General features: G+C 67.3%; 2 protein-coding genes. Both read right to left on the reverse strand.

The window, feature by feature from the left end:
- Positions 1 to 58: 58 nt before the first annotated feature.
- Complete coding sequence (locus FMP39_RS05155) at positions 59 to 13,768, reverse strand: non-ribosomal peptide synthetase (RefSeq protein WP_141588867.1); 13,710 nt, start codon at positions 13,766 to 13,768, stop codon at positions 59 to 61.
- Between the two features lie 59 nt (positions 13,769 to 13,827).
- A complete protein-coding gene (locus FMP39_RS05160; RefSeq protein ID WP_228557683.1) occupies positions 13,828 to 18,435 on the reverse strand; it encodes a type I polyketide synthase in 4,608 nt (1,535 codons plus the stop codon).
- Positions 18,436 to 18,887: the final 452 nt, after the last annotated feature.

The raw sequence follows: 18,887 nt of genomic DNA on the forward strand, positions 1-18,887 counted from the left end.
GCTTGTTTGTGGTGGCTGCGCTTCGAGTTCACTCAAGTCGAGACACAGCCTGACAAGCCTACTTGGATTCTAGCGCTGTCGTATCGGCGCGAGACAGAAGCTCGGTCAGCGCGCTTGCGAGTGCATCGACCCTGGGGGCCCGTAGGACGCTGTAGTGATCTCCCTGAATGACGCGCACCACGAGCTGAGCTGCGTGGCGGCTCCAGCCACGGTCTTCCGTCTCGGAAGGCTCCAGTTCCGTGTCGCTGCCGCGCAGGACGGTGAGAGGTCCTGGGAAGGTATCCAGCGTGTGCTGTTGGAGTGCACGGAGATTGGCGGTGAAGACACGAAGCAACGCGTGGAGTTGGGCCATGCCGGCGTCTGGGATGAAGACACCCGCGTCGCGGCCCTCCTGGAGCACTCGTTCCAGCAGTGCCTTCGCGTCGCTCACGGAACCATCCGAGATCGTCGATGGAGAGATTCCCGCCGTGCGCGCCAGGTCCAGCGCGAACATCGTCGCCGCGGCCATGTCGTCGTCGGCTGTGACGCCTTGGGCCAGCGAGGTGGAACTGGGCTCAATCAGGGCAAGGACGTCCACCGTCTCACCACTTTGCTGTAGCAGGCGGGCCATCTCGAAGGCGATGACGGCTCCGAGTGACCATCCTCCCAAGCGATACGGTCCCTGGGGTTGCACGGTGCGGATGGCGTCCACGTAGCTGGTCGCCATGGCGTTGATGGACTCATTCGGCGGTAGCGTTCCCTCCAGCCCCTGGGCCTGCAGTCCGTAGAATGGCTGGTCAGGGCCGAGTCTCCGCGCCAGTTCGGTGTAGCAGAACACCGTGCCGCCCACCGGGTGAACACAGAAGAAGGGCACCCGCGAGCCACTTCGCTGAATGGGAACGAGCGGCGTCCAGGGAGCGGGCTCGCGTCGAAGGAAGGCGGCCAGCCCCTCGACAGTGGGGGCCTGGAAGAGCGCCGTGACTGGCAGGGTGCGTCCCGTGCGCGCACGCAGCATGGACTGGAGCCGCACCGCGAGCAGTGAGTGTCCGCCCAGCTCGAAGAAGTCGCTCTTCGCGCTGATTGGCGAGGCACCGAGCAATTCCTCGAAGAGGCGTGCCAACTCAAGCTCGTATGCGTCGCGCGGCGGGACGTAGACCTCATGCCCGGGAGACGTTTCCTCGGGTAGCGGAAGCGCCCTGCGATCCACCTTGCCGCTCGTATTGAGTGGTAGAGCCTCCAGGGTGACGAATGCCGAGGGCACCATGTGCTCGGGCAGCCGCTCCTTGAGGAACGGGCGGAACGTACCGGAGTCCAAGGCGGTGGTGGCATCCGCCTCCGCGACCACGTATGCCACCAGGCGTTGTAGCCCTGGCGTGTCTTCGCGGACTAGGACCACGGTGTCGCGCACCGCGGGGTGTTGGCGCAGCGCGGACTCAATCTCTCCCAGTTCGATGCGGAAGCCGCGCAGCTTCACCTGGAAGTCGATGCGGCCCAGGAACTCGAGTTCGCCCTGGGGCAACCAGCGAGCCCGGTCTCCCGTCCGATAGAGGCGGGCGCCGGGGACAGGGCTGAAGGGCTTGGGAATGAAGCGGTCGGCGGTGAGCTCAGGGCGATTCAGGTAGCCACGCGCCAGGCCCGCTCCACCAATGTAGAGCTCGCCTGGCACACCTACCGGTACAGGCTGCAGGTAGGCGTCCAGCACGTAGGTCTGAGCGTTCGCCAACGGACCGCCCAGCGACGGAGGCAGGGACGCTCCGCGCACGGGACGCAGCGTGGAGTCTACGGTGCACTCCGTCGGGCCGTAGACGTTGAAGCACTCAATGTGGGGATGGGCGGAGAGCCGGGCCCAGAGCGCCTCGTCCAGTGCCTCGCCGCCAGCCAGTACGCGCAAGGGGCGGTGTGCGGCAAGGCCCTCGTCCAGCAGCAGGCGCAGCAGCGACGGGGCACAGTCCAGCACGTCCACGTCATGCTGCTCCAGCCACGTCAGCATGTCGCGCGCATCCTCGCGAGCGGTCTGCGGCACCACGCACAGCGCATGTCCATCCGCGAGCTGCACCAGTTGCTGCACGGAGGCGTCGAAGGACAGTGACGCGTTGAGACTGACCCGTAGGGGCTTCTCGATGCCTGCGTAAGCGGTGGCCGCCAGCGCCGCGCGCAGGTTTATCACCGAGGCATGCTGTACCATGACGCCCTTGGGCTTGCCGGTACTGCCTGAGGTGTAGATGACGTACGCGAGGTGTTCGGGTTCACTGCGCCTCGGTGGATTGGATTCGGGCCGCGGCTCGTTCGTGGGAGCGGCGTCGTCCACGCAGAGGACTTCCACCTTGTGCCCGGCGAGCTTGTCCGCGACGCGCTGCTGCGTGAGGACCCAGCCGACGTTTGAGTCGCTCACCATGTAGGCCAGACGCTGGGCGGGATAGGCCGGATCCATGGGGACGTAGGCGCCGCCTGTCTTGAGGATGGCGAGGACGCCGACGACCATGTCGACCGAGCGCTCCATGCACAGGCCCACGCGAACCTCGGGCCCTACGCCTCGGGCACGCAGGGCCCAGGCGATCTGGTTGGCCCGACGGTTGAGTTCGGCATAGGTGAGCGAGTGCTCATCGTCCAGCACCGCGAGGGCATTGGGAGAAAGGGCTGCACGGTCCTCGAACCGCTCGTGCAAGCATCCTTCCCACGCGACCTCTCGGCGCGTCGCATTCCATGTCTCCAGCAGCGTGTTGCGTTCGGCCTCCGTCAGCAGCGCCGCCTGCTCATAGTGGCTGCTTGGGTCCGTAGCCACGGCCTCCAGTGCGCGCAGATAGTACTGCCCCAACTCCCGCGTCCGCTCCGCTTCGTGCCGAGTGCCTGTGGTGGAGATGGAAATCGACAGCGACGAGGTGTCCGGGTCCTGGGTGAAGGTGACGCCCAGCGGGAGTTCCATCCAGGCGGCGCCGAGCATCTCGTCAACGAAGCGCAGCCCCTTCTGTTGAGACAGCCCTCCCGCGACGTGGAAATGGATGAAGTTGAAGAGCGTATCGAACAGAGGCTTGCCGCCGCGCTTCTGCTGGAGCCGCGCCATGGGGTAGCGGCGATGCGGCATCAACTCCTGCTCATGCTTCGCGACCTGCTGAATGAGCTCCAGCCATGTGCCTCCAGGCAGCGTCACTGGGAAAGGCACGCTGTTGAGGAACAGGCCAATCATCCGCTCGCCATCGACGACTTCCGGACGACCATTGGCGACGATGCCGGTGACGACGGACGTACCTCCTTCGACGAAGCCCCGGACGCGCAGATGTACGGCCAGCAGCACCGTCTTGAGGGGCACACCCGCTTCATGAGCCACGCGTAGCAAGGCCTGCTGGAGCGGCGCGGGGATGCGCACGTCATGGTTGTGCAGCACGCGCTCGTCGTCCCTGGCCCGGTTCGGGCGAGTGCCTGGCGAGTCCATGGCATCCATGCGCTTCAGCCAGAAGCGCTCACTCTCCGCGGACTGTTGGGCCTCACGCTCCAACGCGATGAACTGGCGGTAGGTCGCAGCCAGGGGCTGTGCCGGGGGCGTGTTGGAGTCGTCCTGCAATTCGAGGTAGCGGCCGAAGAGCTCCGAGAACAGGGTCGCGGCACTCCATCCATCGAGGATGGCGTGGTGGAAGACGATGGTCAGCTGAACGCTGCGGTCCGTGCGGCGATGCACGGCGACATGGAGCAAGGGCGCCTGGGTCCACTCGAAGGGCTTGATGCGCTCCGCTTCCACCCACTCCCGCAGGAACGCGTCCTGCTGGGAGGGTTCCAGGTGCCGAAGGTTCTCGATGCGCAGAGGCGGCTTGACCTCACGGTGGACGAGTTGGAGTGGCTCCTCGTAGCCATCCAGATGGAAGGAGGTTCGCAGGATGGCGTGACGTGCAATCAGTTCCTGAAACGCCTGACGCAGCAGCGGCTCGTGTAGCTCCAGCTCCAAATGGAAGCTGAACATGTCGTGGTAGATGCCGGCCGAGGCATCCAGCGCGCTCTCGAAGAGCATGCCCGACTGGAGCGCGGCCAGTGGGTAGGCATCCTCCACGTCTTCCGGCAGCCGCTTGCGGTCGGCTTCGGACACGAAGCCGAAGGGGGCCACGTCATGTGCGGCAGGGGCGGACCCTTCGGTGTGCTTCACCGCGCCGGAGAGCTGGCGGATGGTCGGGTGCTGCAGCAGCTCCATGATGGGCAGCTCCAGGCCTCGTTCGCGCAGCTTCGCGATAACCTGGATGCTTCGGATGGAGTCTCCGCCCAGTTCGAAGAAGCTATCGTCGATGCCGACTTGGCGGAGGCCCAGGACCTCGGCCCAGATATCGGCGATGGTCTGCTCGGAGGCATCCCGTGGCGCCTCGAAGGCGGCGCCCATCAGCGCTCGGTCTGCGTCGGGGGCGGGCAGGGCTTTGCGGTCCACCTTCCCGTTGGCCGACAGCGGCAGGGACTCCATCGGAATGAAGATGGCGGGGACCAGATACTCGGGCAGCTTGCGCAGGACGTGGTCGCGTAGGGCTCGTGGATCGACAGACTCCACGCCGTCTTCACCCACGAAGTAGGCCACGAGGCGCTTGTCGCCAGGAGCGTCTTCACGAGCGAGGACGACAGCCTCCTGGACACCCGGGGCCTGCTGGAGGACGGATTCGATTTCGCCCAGTTCGATGCGGAAGCCGCGCACCTTCACCTGGAAGTCGGAGCGGCCGAGGAACTCCAGGGAGCCGTCGGCCCTCCAGCGGACGCGGTCGCCGGTGCGGTAGAGGCGAGCACCTGGGGCGGAGGAGAAGGGGTGAGGGAGGAACTTCTCAGCCGTCAGCTCCGGTCGGTTCAGGTAGCCCCAGGCGAGGCCGTCGCCACCGACGAAGAGTTCGCCAGGGACGCCGACAGGGACGGGCTCCATGCGCGAGTCGAGGACGAAGGCGGAGGAGTGGCCGAGGGGCCTGCCAATGGGGACGGAGTTGCCGAAGGCCTCACCCGCGCGAAGGGAGTGGGTGGCGGAGAAGGTGGTGTTCTCAGTGGGGCCGTAGCCGTTGACGAGGACTGCGCCGAGGGGAATGCGCTCCAGGTGCTGCCGAACACGCAGAGGAGGCAACACGTCACCGCCAGCGAGCACCTGCCGGACACCGGCCAAGGCGTAGCCCTGGTGAAGCACCATCTGCTCGAAGAGGGCAGCGGTGAGCCAGAGGGTGGAGACGCGGTGGTGAGTCAGCAGCGCGGCGAGTTCATCCAGAGAAGGCGTGTGAGGCGGAGCGAGGACGAGGCGGGCGCCGTGAAGCAAGGCGCCCCAGAGTTCCAGGGTGGAAGCGTCGAAGGCGACGGGAGCAAGCTGGAGGAAGACTTCGTCGGAGCCGAAGTGGATGAAGGGGTTGGCGAGAACGAGGCGGGCGACTGCTCGGTGGGGGATGCAGACGCCCTTGGGCCGTCCAGTGCTGCCGGAGGTGAACATGACGTAGGCGAGGTCATCACCGCCCACGGTCACGGAAGGAGGCGCGTCATGCGGCAAGGCCGCGATGAGGTCCGAGTCCGTGTCCACGCACACCATCAATCCGCCCGAGCTGGGCAGCTCATCGGCGAGCGACTCCTGCGTGACGAACACGCTGACGCCGGCGTCCTGAAGCAGCAAGGAGATGCGTTCAGCGGGGTAGTGATGGTCGATGGGCACGTAGGCGCCGCCAGCCTTGAGGATGGCGAGCAGCCCCACCACCATGTCAGGCGAGCGCTCCAGGCACAGGCCCACGCGGGTGCCGCGGGAAACGCCATACGCGCGCAGGTGGTGCGCGAGCTGATTGGAGCGGCGGTCCAGCTCCGCGTAGGTGACGATGCTCTCCCCGCTGATAAGCGCCACGGCGTCTGGCGTGCGAGCCGCCTGCTCGGAGAAGAGAACGTGAATCGGCGTATCGCGCGGGAACGCGGCGGACGACGCGTTCCAGTCGACCAGGAGTTGCTGACGCTCCTCGGTGCGCAGAAGGGGCAACTCGGCCAGACGCCGGTGCTCATCCGTGACGATGGCTTCCAGCAGCGTGCTGAAGTGACCCATCATGCGCTCGGCGGTGGAGGCATCGAAGAGGTCGGTGTTGTAGTTCAGCGCGCCGGAGAGCCCGTCCGGGGTCTCTTCCAGCAAGAGACTCAAGTCGAATTTGACGGTCTCCAGCTCCGTCTCCAGCACACGCAACGATAGCCCCTGCAACTCCAGTCGCACGGGCGGCGTATTCTGCAGGGTGAAGGTGACCTGGAAGAGCGGCGAGCGGCTCGGGTCTCTCGCGGGTTGCAGCACCTCGACCAGCTTTTCGAACGGCACGTCCTGGTGTTCGGACGCGCCCAGCGCCGCCGCCTTTGCCTGGGCCAACAGCTCATGGAAGGTGAGCTCCGGTGACATGCGGGCCCGGAAGACCAGCGTGTTGACGAAGAAGCCGATGAGCCCTTCCAGCTCCGGCCGGGTGCGGCCCGCGATGGGCGAACCGACGCAGACGTCCTGCTGACCAGAGTAGCGAGAGAGCAGCAACTGCCAGGTCGCCAGCAGGACCATGAAGGGCGTCGCCTCCTGACGGCGCGCCAGCGCAGTCACCGCCTCGGAGAGCTTCGCGGGCATCTTCACCGGGAGGAGCGCTCCCCGGTACGTCTGCACCGCTGGGCGCGGCCTGTCGGTAGGCAGCTCCAGGGCCGCGGGGGCTCCTGCGAGCTGCTCACGCCAGTAGTTCAGCCGTGACTCCAGCACCGGCCCCTGCATCCATTCTCGTTGCCAGAGGGCGTAGTCGGCGTACTGCACCGAAAGCGGGGGCAGTTGTGCATCGCGGCCCTGGGCGGCGGCTTCGTAGCCCTCCGCCACCTCCCGTATCAGCACACCCACGGACCAGCCGTCGGACACGATGTGGTGCATCGTGACGAGCAAGACGTGTCTGTCCGGAGCCAGCCGGAGCAAGCGCGCCCGGAAGAGCGGGCCGCGCACCAGGTTGAACGGGAGATGGGCCTCCTCGTTCGCGAGCTGACGTGCCCGGGCATCACGCTCACCTTCGGGCAGGGTGGAGATGTCCGTGATGGGCAACTCCAGCGTCTTGATCGGATGGACGACCTGTACGGGCACGTCCCCCTCGTTCCGGAACGTCGTGCGCAGCGCCTCGTGTCGCTGCACCACCCGGAACAGGGACTGCTCCATCGCGCGAACGTCGAGCGCTCCGTCGATGGCCACCGCCGCGGGGTTGTTGTACGTCGCGGTGTCGGGCGTCAGTTGCTCCATCACCCACAGCCGCTGCTGGACGAAGGACTGGGGCAGTGGCTGATCGCGTGGCGCGCTACGGATGGGAGGCAGGGCACTCGCGGTGCCGCGAGCCCGCTCGGAGTCCAGACGCGCGGCAAGCGCCGCCACCGTGCTCTGTTCGAAGAGGGCCCGCAGCGGCAGCTCGACGCCGAAGTCCTGCCGCAGCCGCGTCACCAACTGGGTGGCCAGGAGCGAGTGGCCCCCGAGTGCGAAGAAGTCATCGTCGGCGTTGACCGTCTCGACATGCAGCAGCGAGGCCCAGTGGGCGGCGACACGACGCTCCGTTTCCGTGCTGAGCGGGCGCGTGGCGGCGTGCCGAGGAGCTTCCGGTGCCGGCAGTGCCCTGCGGTCCAACTTGCCATTGGGGGTGAGTGGCAGGGCCTCCAAGGTGACGAAGGCCGAGGGCACCATGTGCTCGGGCAGTCGCTCCTTGAGGAACGGGCGGAACGTACCGGAGTCCACGACAGTGGTGGTCTCCGCCTCCGCAACCACGTACGCCACCAGGCGTTGCAGCCCTGGCGTGTCTTCGCGGACCAGGACCACGGTGTCGCGCACGGCGGGGTGTTGGCGCAGCGCGGACTCAATCTCTCCCAGTTCGATGCGGAAGCCGCGCAGCTTCACCTGGAAGTCGATGCGGCCCAGGAACTCGAGTTCGCCCTGGGGCAACCAGCGAGCCCGGTCTCCCGTCCGATAGAGGCGGGCGCCGGGGGCTGCGCTGAAGGGATTGGGGATGAACCGGTCGGCGGTGAGCTCAGGGCGATTCAGGTAGCCACGCGCCAGGCCCGCTCCACCAATGTAGAGCTCGCCTGGCACACCTACCGGTACGGGTTGCAGGTACGCGTCCAGTACGTAGGTCTGAGCGTTCGCCAACGGACCGCCCAGCGAAGGAGGCAGAGACGCTCCGCGCACGGGACGCAGCGTGGAGTCCACGGTGCACTCCGTGGGGCCATAGACGTTGAAGCACTCGATGTGGGGATGGGCGGAGAGCCGGGCCCAGAGCGCCTCGTCCAGTGCCTCGCCGCCAGCCAGAACGCGCAAGGGGCGGTGTGCGGCAAGGCCCTCGTCCAGGAGCAGCCGCAGTTGTGAGGGAGCGCAGTCCAGGACGTCCACGGAGTGCCGCTCCAACCACGCCAGCATCAGGCGGGTGTCCTCGCGTGTTCCTTGTGACACCACGCACAGCGCATGTCCGTCCGCGAGCTGCACCAGTTGCTGCACGGACGCGTCAAAGGACAGCGACGCATTGAGGCTGACGCGGAGGGGCGTGTCCACACCTGCGTAGGCGGTGGCCGCCAGCGCCGCGCGCAGGTTCATCACCGAGGCGTGCTGCACCATGACGCCCTTGGGCATACCGGTGCTACCCGACGTATAGATGACGTAGGCGAGGTGCTGGGGCCCGCTGAGTCTCGGAGGATTGGACGCGTCCCGTGAACCGCTCACGAGCCCTGCGTCATCCACGCTGAGAACCTCTACCTTGTACCCGGCGAGCTTGTCCGCAACTCGCTGCTGCGTGAGCACGCAGCCGACATTCGAGTCACTCACCATGTAGGCCAGGCGCTGGGCGGGATATGCCGGATCCATGGGGACGTAGGCGCCGCCTGCCTTGAGGATGGCGAGGACACCGACGACCATGTCGACCGAGCGCTCCATGCACAGGCCCACGCGGACCTCGGGCCCTACGCCTCGGGCTCGCAGGGCCCAGGCGAGCTGGTTGGCCTGACGGTTGAGTTCGGCATAGGTGAGCGAGTGCTCATCGTCGAGCACGGCGAGCGCATCGGGAGAAAGGGCTGCACGGTCCTCGAACCACTCGTGCAAGCATCCTTCCCAGGCGACCTCTCCGCGCGTGGCATTCCACGCCTCCAGCAGCGTGTCGCGGTCGGCCGGTGGGAGCAGCGCTGCCTGATCGTAGCGGCCACCTGGTCCCGCGGCCACGGCTTCCAGTGCGCGCAGGTAGTACTGCCCCAACTCCCGCGTCCGCTCCGCTTCGTGCCGAGTGCCTGTGGTGGCGATGGAGACCGATAGCGAAGAGGTGTCGGGATCCTGAGTGAAGGTGACTCCGAGCGGGAGTTCCATCCAGGCGGCGCCGAGCATCTCGTCAACGAAGCGCAGCCCCTTCTGTTGGGACAGCCCTCCCGCGACGTGGAAGTGGATGAAGTTGAAGAGTGTATCGAACAGAGGCTGGCCGCCGCGCTTCTGCTGGAGCCGCGCCATGGGGTAGCGGCGGTGCGGCATCAACTCCTGCTCATGCTTCGCGACCTGTTGAATGAGCTCCAGCCATGTGCCTCCAGGCAGCGTCACCGGGAAAGGCACGCTGTTGAGGAACAGGCCAATCATCCGCTCGCCATCGACGACTTCCGGACGACCATTGGTGACGATGCCGGTGACGACGGAGGTGCTGCCTTCGACGAAGCCCCGGACGCGCAGATGCACGGCCAGTAGCACCGTCTTGAGGGACACGCCCGCCTCATGGGCCACGCGTAGCAAGGCCTGCTGGAGCGGCGCGGGGATGCGCACGTCGTGGGTGTGCAGGACGCGCTCGTCGTCCCGGGACCGGAGCGGGCGCGGACTTGCTGCGTCCACTCCATCCATGCGCCGCAGCCAGAACCGCTCGCTCTCATGGGAGTTCTGGGCTTCGCGCTCCAAGGCCACGAACTGCCGGTAGGTGGCGGCTGGGGACGGCGCGGCGGGGGCTTCAGTGCCCTCCAGCAATTCGAGGTAGCGGCCGAAGAGTTCCGAGAGAAGGGTCGCGGCGCTCCAGCCATCGAGGATGGCGTGGTGGAAGACGATGGTCAGTTGGACGGTGGTTTTCGACCGGCGATGCACGCAGAGCCGCATCAGCGGCGCCTGGTTCCAGGTGAACGGCTGGACGCGTTCCTTTTCCGCCCACGCTTGCAAGTAGGCCGTTTGCTGCGCGGCCTCCAGGTGCTGGAGGTCTTCGAACTTCAGCGGCGGTTCCACTTCACGGTGGACGAACTGGAGGGGCTCTTCGTAGCCGTCCAGGTGGAACGACGTGCGCAGGATGGCGTGACGCGCGAACAGCTCCCGGAAGGCTTGTTGCAGCAGCGGTTCGTTCAGCGCCATCTCCACATGGAAGCTGAACATGTCGTGGTAGATGCCGGCTGAGGCATCCAGCGCGCTCTCGAACAGCATGCCTGACTGGAGCGCGGCCAGCGGGTAGGCGTCTTCCACGTCCTCGGGCAGCCGCTGACGGTCTGCCTCGGACACGAGGCTGAAGGGCGCGAGCTGGAGCGCGGGGGCCACGCTCGTGGCTTTGATGACACCGGCGAGTTCGCGGATGGTCGGGTGCTGGAGCAACTCCAGCGTGGGCAGCTCCAGGCCTTGTTCCCGCAGCTTCGCGATGACCTGGATGCTGCGGATGGAGTCGCCACCCAACTCGAAGAAGCTGTCGTCGATGCCGACCTGACGGAGGCCCAGGACCTCGGCCCAGATATCGGCAAGGGTCTGCTCGGAGGCGTTCCGCGGTGCTTCGAACGGCGTTCCTGTCCGATTCAGGTCCGCGTACGGGGCGGGCAGCGCCTTGCGGTCCACCTTGCCGTTGGGGGACAGCGGCAGGACCTCCAGCGGCATGAACACCGCGGGCAGCATGTATTCGGGCAGCCTCGCCTTGAGGAACGTGCGGATGCCGCCCACGGCATTCGCGGCCTGTTCTTCCGACCGCGCTGCGGCGGTGGGCACGAAGTAGGCCACGAGGCGCTTGTCGCCCGGAGCGTCCTCACGAGCGAGGACGACGGCCTCCTGGACGCCCGGGGCCTGCTGGAGGACGGATTCGATTTCGCCCAGTTCGATGCGGAAGCCGCGCACCTTCACCTGGAAGTCGGAGCGGCCGAGGAACTCCAGGGAGCCGTCGGCCCTCCAGCGGACGCGGTCGCCGGTGCGGTAGAGGCGAGCACCTGGGGCGGAGGAGAAGGGGTGAGGGAGGAACTTCTCAGCCGTCAGCTCCGGTCGGTTCAGGTAGCCCCAGGCGAGGCCGTCGCCACCGACGAAGAGTTCGCCAGGGACGCCGACAGGGACGGGCTCCATGCGCGAGTCGAGGACGAAGGCGGAGGAGTGGCCCAGGGGCCTGCCAATGGGGACGGAGGTGCCGAAGGCCTCACTCGCGCGAAGGGAGTGTGTGGCGGAGAAGGTGGTGTTCTCGGTGGGGCCGTAGCCGTTGACGAGGACGGCGCCGAGGGGAATGCGCTCCAGGTGCTGCCGGACACGCAGAGGAGGCAACACGTCACCGCCAGCGAGCACCTGCCGGACACCGGCCAGGGCGTTGCCCTGGTGAAGGACCATCTGCTCGAAGAGGGCAGCGGTGAGCCAGAGGGTGGAGACGCGGTGGTGAGTCAGCAGCGCGGCGAGTTCATCCAGAGAAGGCGTGTGAGGCGGAGCGAGGACGAGACGAGCGCCGTGAAGCAGGGCGCCCCAGAGCTCCAGGGTGGAAGCGTCGAAGGCGACGGGAGCGAGCTGAAGGAAGACTTCGTCAGGGCCGAAGTGGATGAAGGGATTGGCGAGGACGAGGCGAGCGACTGCGCGGTGGGGGATGCAGACGCCCTTGGGTCGGCCGGTGCTGCCGGAGGTGAACATGACGTAGGCGAGGTCATCACCGCCCATGGCTACGGAAGGAGGCGCGTCATGCGGCAAGGCGGCGATGAGGTCCGCGTCCGTGTCCACACACACGTGCTTGCTGTTGGATTCAGGGAGCTCTTCCGCCAGCGGCTTCGTCGTGACGAGCACGCCGATGCCAGCCTCCTGAAACAGCAAGGAAATGCGCTCAGCGGGATAGTGGTGGTCGATAGGCACGTAGGCGCCGCCGGCCTTGAGGATGGCGAGCAGGCCCATCACCATGTCGGGCGAGCGCTCCAGGCACAGTCCCACGCGGGTGCCTCGGGAAACGCCGTACGTGCGCAGATGATGCGCAAGCTGGTTCGCACGGCGCTCCAGCTCCGCATAGGTGACGATGCGCTCCCCGCTGACGAGCGCCACGGCATCTGGCGTACGAGCCGCCTGCTCGGAGAAGAGCGAGTGAAGCGGCGTCTCACGTGGAAACGCCATGGACTTCGCGTTCCAGTCGACCAGGAGCTGTTGACGCTCCTCGGTGCGTAGCAGGGGCAGCTCGGAGAGTCGCTGGTCGGCGTTCTCCACCACGCTCTCCAGCAGGCGCACGTAGTGGTGCTCCATCCGTTCGACGGTCTTCGCGTCGAACAGGTCCGCGCAGTACTCGATGCGGCCGATGAACCGGTCCGGCCGGTCCTCGCGCAGCTCCATCAGCAGGTCGAACTGGGACGCGCCCAGATCCAACTCCACGTAGCGCGCGAGCAGGCCCGGGATCCGCAGGGCCGGCTGAGGCACGTTCTGGAGGACGAAGACGGCCTCGAAGAACGGATTGCGGCTGGGGTCGCGGGGTGGTTGCAGCTCCTCCACCAGCTTGTCGAAGGGTACGTCCTGGTGTGAGTAGGCATCCAGGCAGACCTGCCGCACCCGGTGCAGGAACGAGCGGAACGTCGGGTCCCCCGACGCATCCGCACGCATCACCAGCATGTTGACGAAGAAGCCAATGAGCGGTTCGAGCTCAGGTGCCCGGCGATTGGCGACAGGCGAGCCCACCGCGAAGTCCAGCTGGCCGCTGTAACGGTGCAGCAGCGTCTGGTAGGCCGCCATCAGCACCATGAAGAGCGTGGCGCCTTCCTTCTGCGCCAACTGCTTGAGCTTCCGTGCCAGCTCTGGCTCGAGCCGGAAGTGGTGCCACCCGCCGCGATACGTCTTCAGCGCCGGTCGGGGATGGTCCGACGGAACGACCAACGCGGGAGGCTGCGGCGTGAGCTGCCGTCGCCAGTAATCGAGCTGACCGGCCAGTTCCCGCGTTTCGAGTTGGTCGCGCTGCCACCGCGCGTAGTCCGGGTACTGGAGTTCCAACTCCGGTAGGGGCGAAGGCAGGCCCTCCTCGAAGGCCTTGTAGAGCGCCATCAACTCCTGGAGGAACACGCCCAGCGACCACTGGTCCGTTACGGAGTGGTGCAGGGTCAACAGCACCAGTGCGTGCTGCGCATCGAGCCGCAGGATGCCGACTCGCAGCAGGGGCCCGGCGGAGAGGTCGAACTCGAAGTTGGCCTCCGCGATGATGCGGCGGCGTACCTCATCTCCCTGCGCCTCCAGGGACAGCGCGGACAGGTCCTCTTCCGGGAGGGTGAGCTCCAGCGAGGGGGCGACCACCTGCACCGGATCTCCGCCGTGGCTCCTCAGCGTCGTGCGCAGGGATTCGTGACGGCGCACCACCTCGTTCACACAACGGGTGAGCAGGGCCCGGTCCAGCCGCCCGAAGAACTCCACGCTCACGTGGACGTTGTAGGCAGCCATGCTGCTGGGATCCAGCTCATGCAGGACCCACAGACGCTGCTGAGGGAACGATGCCGGAGCGGGCTCGTTGCTTTCGCGCCGGACCAGGACGGGCGCCGCCGCGTGAGGCTGCGCCGACTGCTGCTCCTGGAGGAGCAGGTCGAGAAGGGCGCGCTGCGAGGGAGAAAGCTGCTCGAGGGCCCGAGAGATGTCAGTCATCGAAGTCGATATCCAGAAAGTGGGGGATCGGGTGCTCCAGCGGGGGCTGGAGCTTCCGTTCACGCGGCCTTCACGCCGCGGCGTCGAAGCTCTTCGGCGAGCTCCTGCTCGGAGACGCGGGTGACCCGGTCGAGCAGCTCGCGATAGAGGGACTCTTGTTGCCGCGCCTGGAGGTCGGCGATTGCCTTCGCCAGACCCGCCACGGTGGGCGACGTGAAGAGCAGTGCCAGACTCAGGTCCAACTGCAACCGTGAGCGCAGCCGCCCGACGACCTGCGTGGCGAGCAGCGAGTGCCCGCCCAACTCGAAGAAGTGGTCGTGCCGCGCCACCTGTTCGACGCCCAGGATCTCCTGCCACAGGCCCGCGATGACACGCTCCAGCTCGTTGGCGGGAAGCTCTTCGTCTCCGGTGCGGACCTTGCGAGCGACCTTGGGCAGCGCAATCGCTCGCTGGAGCCACGCAGTCAGTCGGCGTGACACGTCACCCGTGGCCACCACCACCGGGCCATCCAGGCCACCCGTGACGACTCGCTGGAAGGCCTCGGTGGCTTCGTCCTCGGTCATGGCATACGGCTCGAGGTCAGGAGCGCGCGCATCGCTAGCGCCGGCTGCTCGCGGCCACGGGTCCCAGGCCACGCTCATCCAAGGCGTTCCTGTGTCCCGGCTGCGGTGGGCCGCGAACGCATCCACGAAGAGGTTGGCCGCCGTCGAAGGCGTGTCGCCGAACGGCGACAGCACAGCCGCCGACGCGGAGAACAGCATCACGAAGTCCAGCGCCCGGCCGCGCAGGACGTCCTCCAGCACGTACGTGCCGCGCACCTTGGCGCGGAAACGGGCCTCCGCGTCCGAGTTCGTCGCGGAGGGCAGGGGCCGCTCGGGCGGAGCCAGGGGGAGGTCCGCGCAGTGCAGCACTCCGTGGAGCGCGCCGAAGCGCTGGTCCACCTCGGCCAGGACTTCCTGCATCCAGTGCGGCTTGGAGACGTCGGCGCTCAGGACGAGCACCTCGGCTCCGTGTGACTCCAATTCACGAACGCGCTGGATGAGCAAGCTGGCGTCGTCGTCCTCACCCTGGGTGGAAACCCAATCGTCCCAGAGACGCCGGGGTGGCAGCGGCGTGCGGCCCACCAGCGCCAGTCGCGCCTGCTTCGTGCGCGCCAGATGGCTGGCCAGCAGCAGGCCCACGCGGCCCAGGCCACCGGTGATGAGGTACACGCCGCGCTCACGCAGTGGCCGTGCGGGGGCGGCCGCCTCCGTCAGCCGCACGGGAGAAAGCTCCTGGGCCCAGCGGCGTGAACCGCGCAAGGCCACCCGGACGTCTCGTGCCTCCGTGGCGAGCTCGGCGACGAGCTGTTCGGCCAGGGCCGCAACGCCTTCTGCGCCAGGGAGGATCACATCGACGCCGCGCGCGGTGATGTGCACGTGTTGCTGCGACAGCACCTGGCAGGGGCCCAACAGGGGCGCCTTCTCCGGCAGCGCCTCCGCTCGGCCGTCCGGGTCGAACAGGTGGTTGGAGATGACCTCCATCCGGAGGGGGCGCGCATCCTTCAGTCCGGCAAGGGCTTGCCCCAGGTGCACCACGCTGTAGTAGCCCAACGCTTGCGCGGCCTGGAACCGCGTCAGCGCGGATTCTCGCTCGCCCTGCGGCGTCAGGCTCCACAGGTGGACGAACACTTCAGGCCGGGGTGTCAGATCCTCCAGCGCGCTCAGCAGCGCGACGTAGTCTCCAGGTGCGCTCGGTGTCACGGTGAAGCGCCGCTCGCCGTCACGGGAGAACGCGGCGCCCGCGTGCACGGTGACGACGTACTGGCCCGCCTCTTCCAACCGGGAGACGAGCCGCGAGGCCAACGGGCCTCCGTCGGTGAACACCACCCAGCACCGGGGCTGGGCGAGCGCGGAGGGCGCCAGCGTGGCCGGGGGCGTGCGCCGCCACGAGGGCAGGTGGAACCAATCCGCGATGTCGGTCAGCTTGCTGGCGCCCGCTGCCTGCGAGGCCAGCAGCGCGGCGGACCGGTCCAGCGGAGCAACCCAATACCGCTGCCCTTCGAAGGGGTACGTGGGAAGGGGGATGCGCCGGACCGTCTCCGTCCCGTGCACGCCGCTCCAGTCCACCTCCACTCCCGCGAGCCACAGCCGTCCCAGCGCATTCAAGAAGACGGCCTCGTCCGGCTGGTCATCCTTGGGATGACGTGCGGAGGAGACGATGGTGCGCGCGGCTGCGGGCTCGCCTTGGAGCCTTGCCACGGCGGTCAGCGACTGCGCGGGACCCACCTCCAGCAGGACGCGCGTCGAGTCCTCCAGCAGCACCTGCATGCCGTCCCAGAAGCGCACCGAGTGGCGCAGGTGGTCCACCCAGTACCGCGGTTGCGTCACCTCGTCCCCCGTGACGGGCTGGCCGGTCCGGCTGGAGATGTAGGGCCGCTCGGGTGGACGGAGTGTCAGACGGGACACGCGCTCGTGGAAGCGCGGCAGGATGCGCTCCAGCATGCGCGAGTGCGCCGCCGCCTCCACGTGCAGTTGGCGGTGCTCCACGCCTCGCGCCGTCAGCTCCGCCATCAATCGCTTCACCGCCGCGAGTGGGCCGGAGACCACGCACTGCGAGGGCGCATTCACCGCCGCGAGGTCCAGCTCCTGGCCCAGTAGTGGCACCACCTCCGCCTCGGGAAGGCTGATGCTCAGCATGGACCCGGCGGGCAGCTCATCCATGAGCTGGCCACGCAGGGCCACCAGGGCCGCCGCATCCTCAACCGACAGCACACCGGCGAGGCACGCCACCGCGTACTCGCCCAGGCTGTGGCCGAGCATCTGCTCCGGCTCCACGCCACATGACATCCACAGCCGCGCCAGGGCGTACTCCGTCAGGAAGATGGCGGGCAGCGCGAGCGCGTTGCGGGAAAGCCCCGGCACCTCCTGGAGGGGTTCCTGGTAGAGCACCGTGCGCAGGTCCACGCCCAGGTGCGGGCGCAGGACGCTGGCGACCTCGTCGGCGGCCTCACGGAAGACGGGCTCCGTGCGGTAGAGGCCCGCGCCCATGCCCAGGTGGTGAGTGCCTCCTCCCGGGAAGAGGAACGCCACGGGGCGGCCTCGCGCCTCTTGCTTCAACGTCACCAGCCGTTCTGGCTCCTCGCCTCGCAACACGCGGATGGCGTGCTCCCGGTCCTTCACCACGGCGATGCGGCGGTGCTGGAACGCCTGCCGACCCACTTGCAGCGTGTAGGCCACGTCCTTCAGCGCCTGCTCAGGGTGCTGTTCCAGGTGGGCGGCCAGCGCCTCCGTCGCGGCATCCAGGGCGGTGCTCGTCTTCGCCGACAACGGCAGCACGTACCAGGGACGGGCGTCCGCGGTGGGGGCGACGGAGGGGGCCTCCTCGAGGATGATGTGCGCGTTGGTGCCACCAATGCCAAAGGCGCTGACGCCGGCTCGGCGAGGGGAGGGGCCCGGCGCCCAGTCCCTCAGGGTGGCGTTGACGAAGAAGGGACTGGTGGCGAAGTCAATCTGCGGATTGGGCTCCTGGAAGTGCAGCGTGGGCGGCAGCTGCTGGTTCTTCAGCGCGAGGACCGTCTTGATGAGGCTGGCGATTCCAGACGCGGCATCCAGGTGGCCGATGTTGGGCTTCACCGAGCCGAGCGCGCAGAAGCCTGTGTCCTGCGTGCTCGTCCGGAAGGCGCGGGTGAGCGCGCGCACCTCGATGGGGTCTCCCAGTTGGGTGCCCGTGCCATGGGCCTCCACATAGGTGATGCTCCGCGCGTCCACCTCCGCGGTCAGCAAGGCATTGCGGATGACGCGTGACTGGCCTTGGACGCTGGGGGCGTTGAAGCTGGCCTTCTGGGCGCCGTCGTTGTTGATGGCCGAGCCACGGATGACGGCGTGGATGGTGTCTCCATCCTCCAGTGCGTCCTCCAGGCGCTTGAGCACCACCAGGCCCGCGCCGTTACCGAAGAGGGTGCCCTGCGCCTGCGCATCAAAGGCGCGGCAGCGTCCGTCTGGCGATGCAACACCACCAAATTGATACAGGTAGCCGGTGCGCTGAGGCGACTGGAGGGCTACACCGCCAGCGAGGGCCATGCGGCATTCGCCCGCGAGGAGCGCCTGGGAAGCCAGGTGCACCGCCACCAGCGAGGTGGAGCAGGCGGTGTGCAGCGAATAGGCCGGACCCTTCAGGTTGAGCCGGTGCGCCACCCGCGTGCTGAGGAAGGCCAGGTCGTTGCCGAGGCCCACCTCGAACGCGCCGAGCATCCCCAGCGCGGCCGGGTTGGAGAAGAGATTGAAGACGTACGTGTTGGTCCGGGCTCCCGCGTAGACGCCGATGTGCTCCCGATAGCGCTCGGGGTCGTAGCCCGCGTCTTCCAGGGCCGCCCAGGCACACTCCAGGAAGACACGCTGCTGCGGATCCATCACCTCGGCTTCCTTGGGGGTGATGCCGAAGAAGGCCGCGTCGAACAGGTCCGCGCTTTCGATGGGGGCCGCGGCGCGCACGTACTGCGGTGACTTGCGCAGCGCCGGGTCCTCCATGACGGAAGGCTCCAGCTCCGACTCCTGGAGGAAGGTGATGGACTCGACGCCATCCCGAAGGTTCCGCCAGTACGCCTCGGCGTTACAGGCCCCGGGAAAGCGGCAGGCCATCCCGATGATTGCAATCTCCAGCCCGTTCCAGTGGGTGTCGCCAGCCATGATTTCTTGAGTCCCCAAGATGTTTTCGGGAGTCGGAGGTCCCGCACGCTCGCGCGCAGCGGTTCCATTCCGGAGCACGCCGAGGGCCCTGGCGCGCGAAACAGCAAGCAACGAAGCAGGCCCCCCAGCGCTTCAAGTAAAGCAGGTTTCAGGATGAAAGTCGCTACAGCAGGAAAAACTTATAAGGCACGCCAAGTTACTTTTTCTTTGTAAATTGACTAGGCTGATATCGCTGGATTACGACTGAGGTTGCCGCGGTAGGCAATGTCATACTGGTACCAGGATGAGCTACCTGGAGTGTAGTTGCCGTTCTCAGAGAGAGCGGGCGAGCACGCGGCAGGCAGGTGCATGTCGGGCATCCGGTGATTGGGATGCTGGCGTCCCCTGACGTGAGTCCGTCCAGTCTTTCAGTTCATCGAAGCGCCGCCGAGTCTCGTCCCAGGGGCGCTCGG

It is taken from the genome of Myxococcus sp. AB056, from assembly GCF_006547365.1.
GTDB classification, from domain to species: domain Bacteria; phylum Myxococcota; class Myxococcia; order Myxococcales; family Myxococcaceae; genus Myxococcus; species Myxococcus virescens.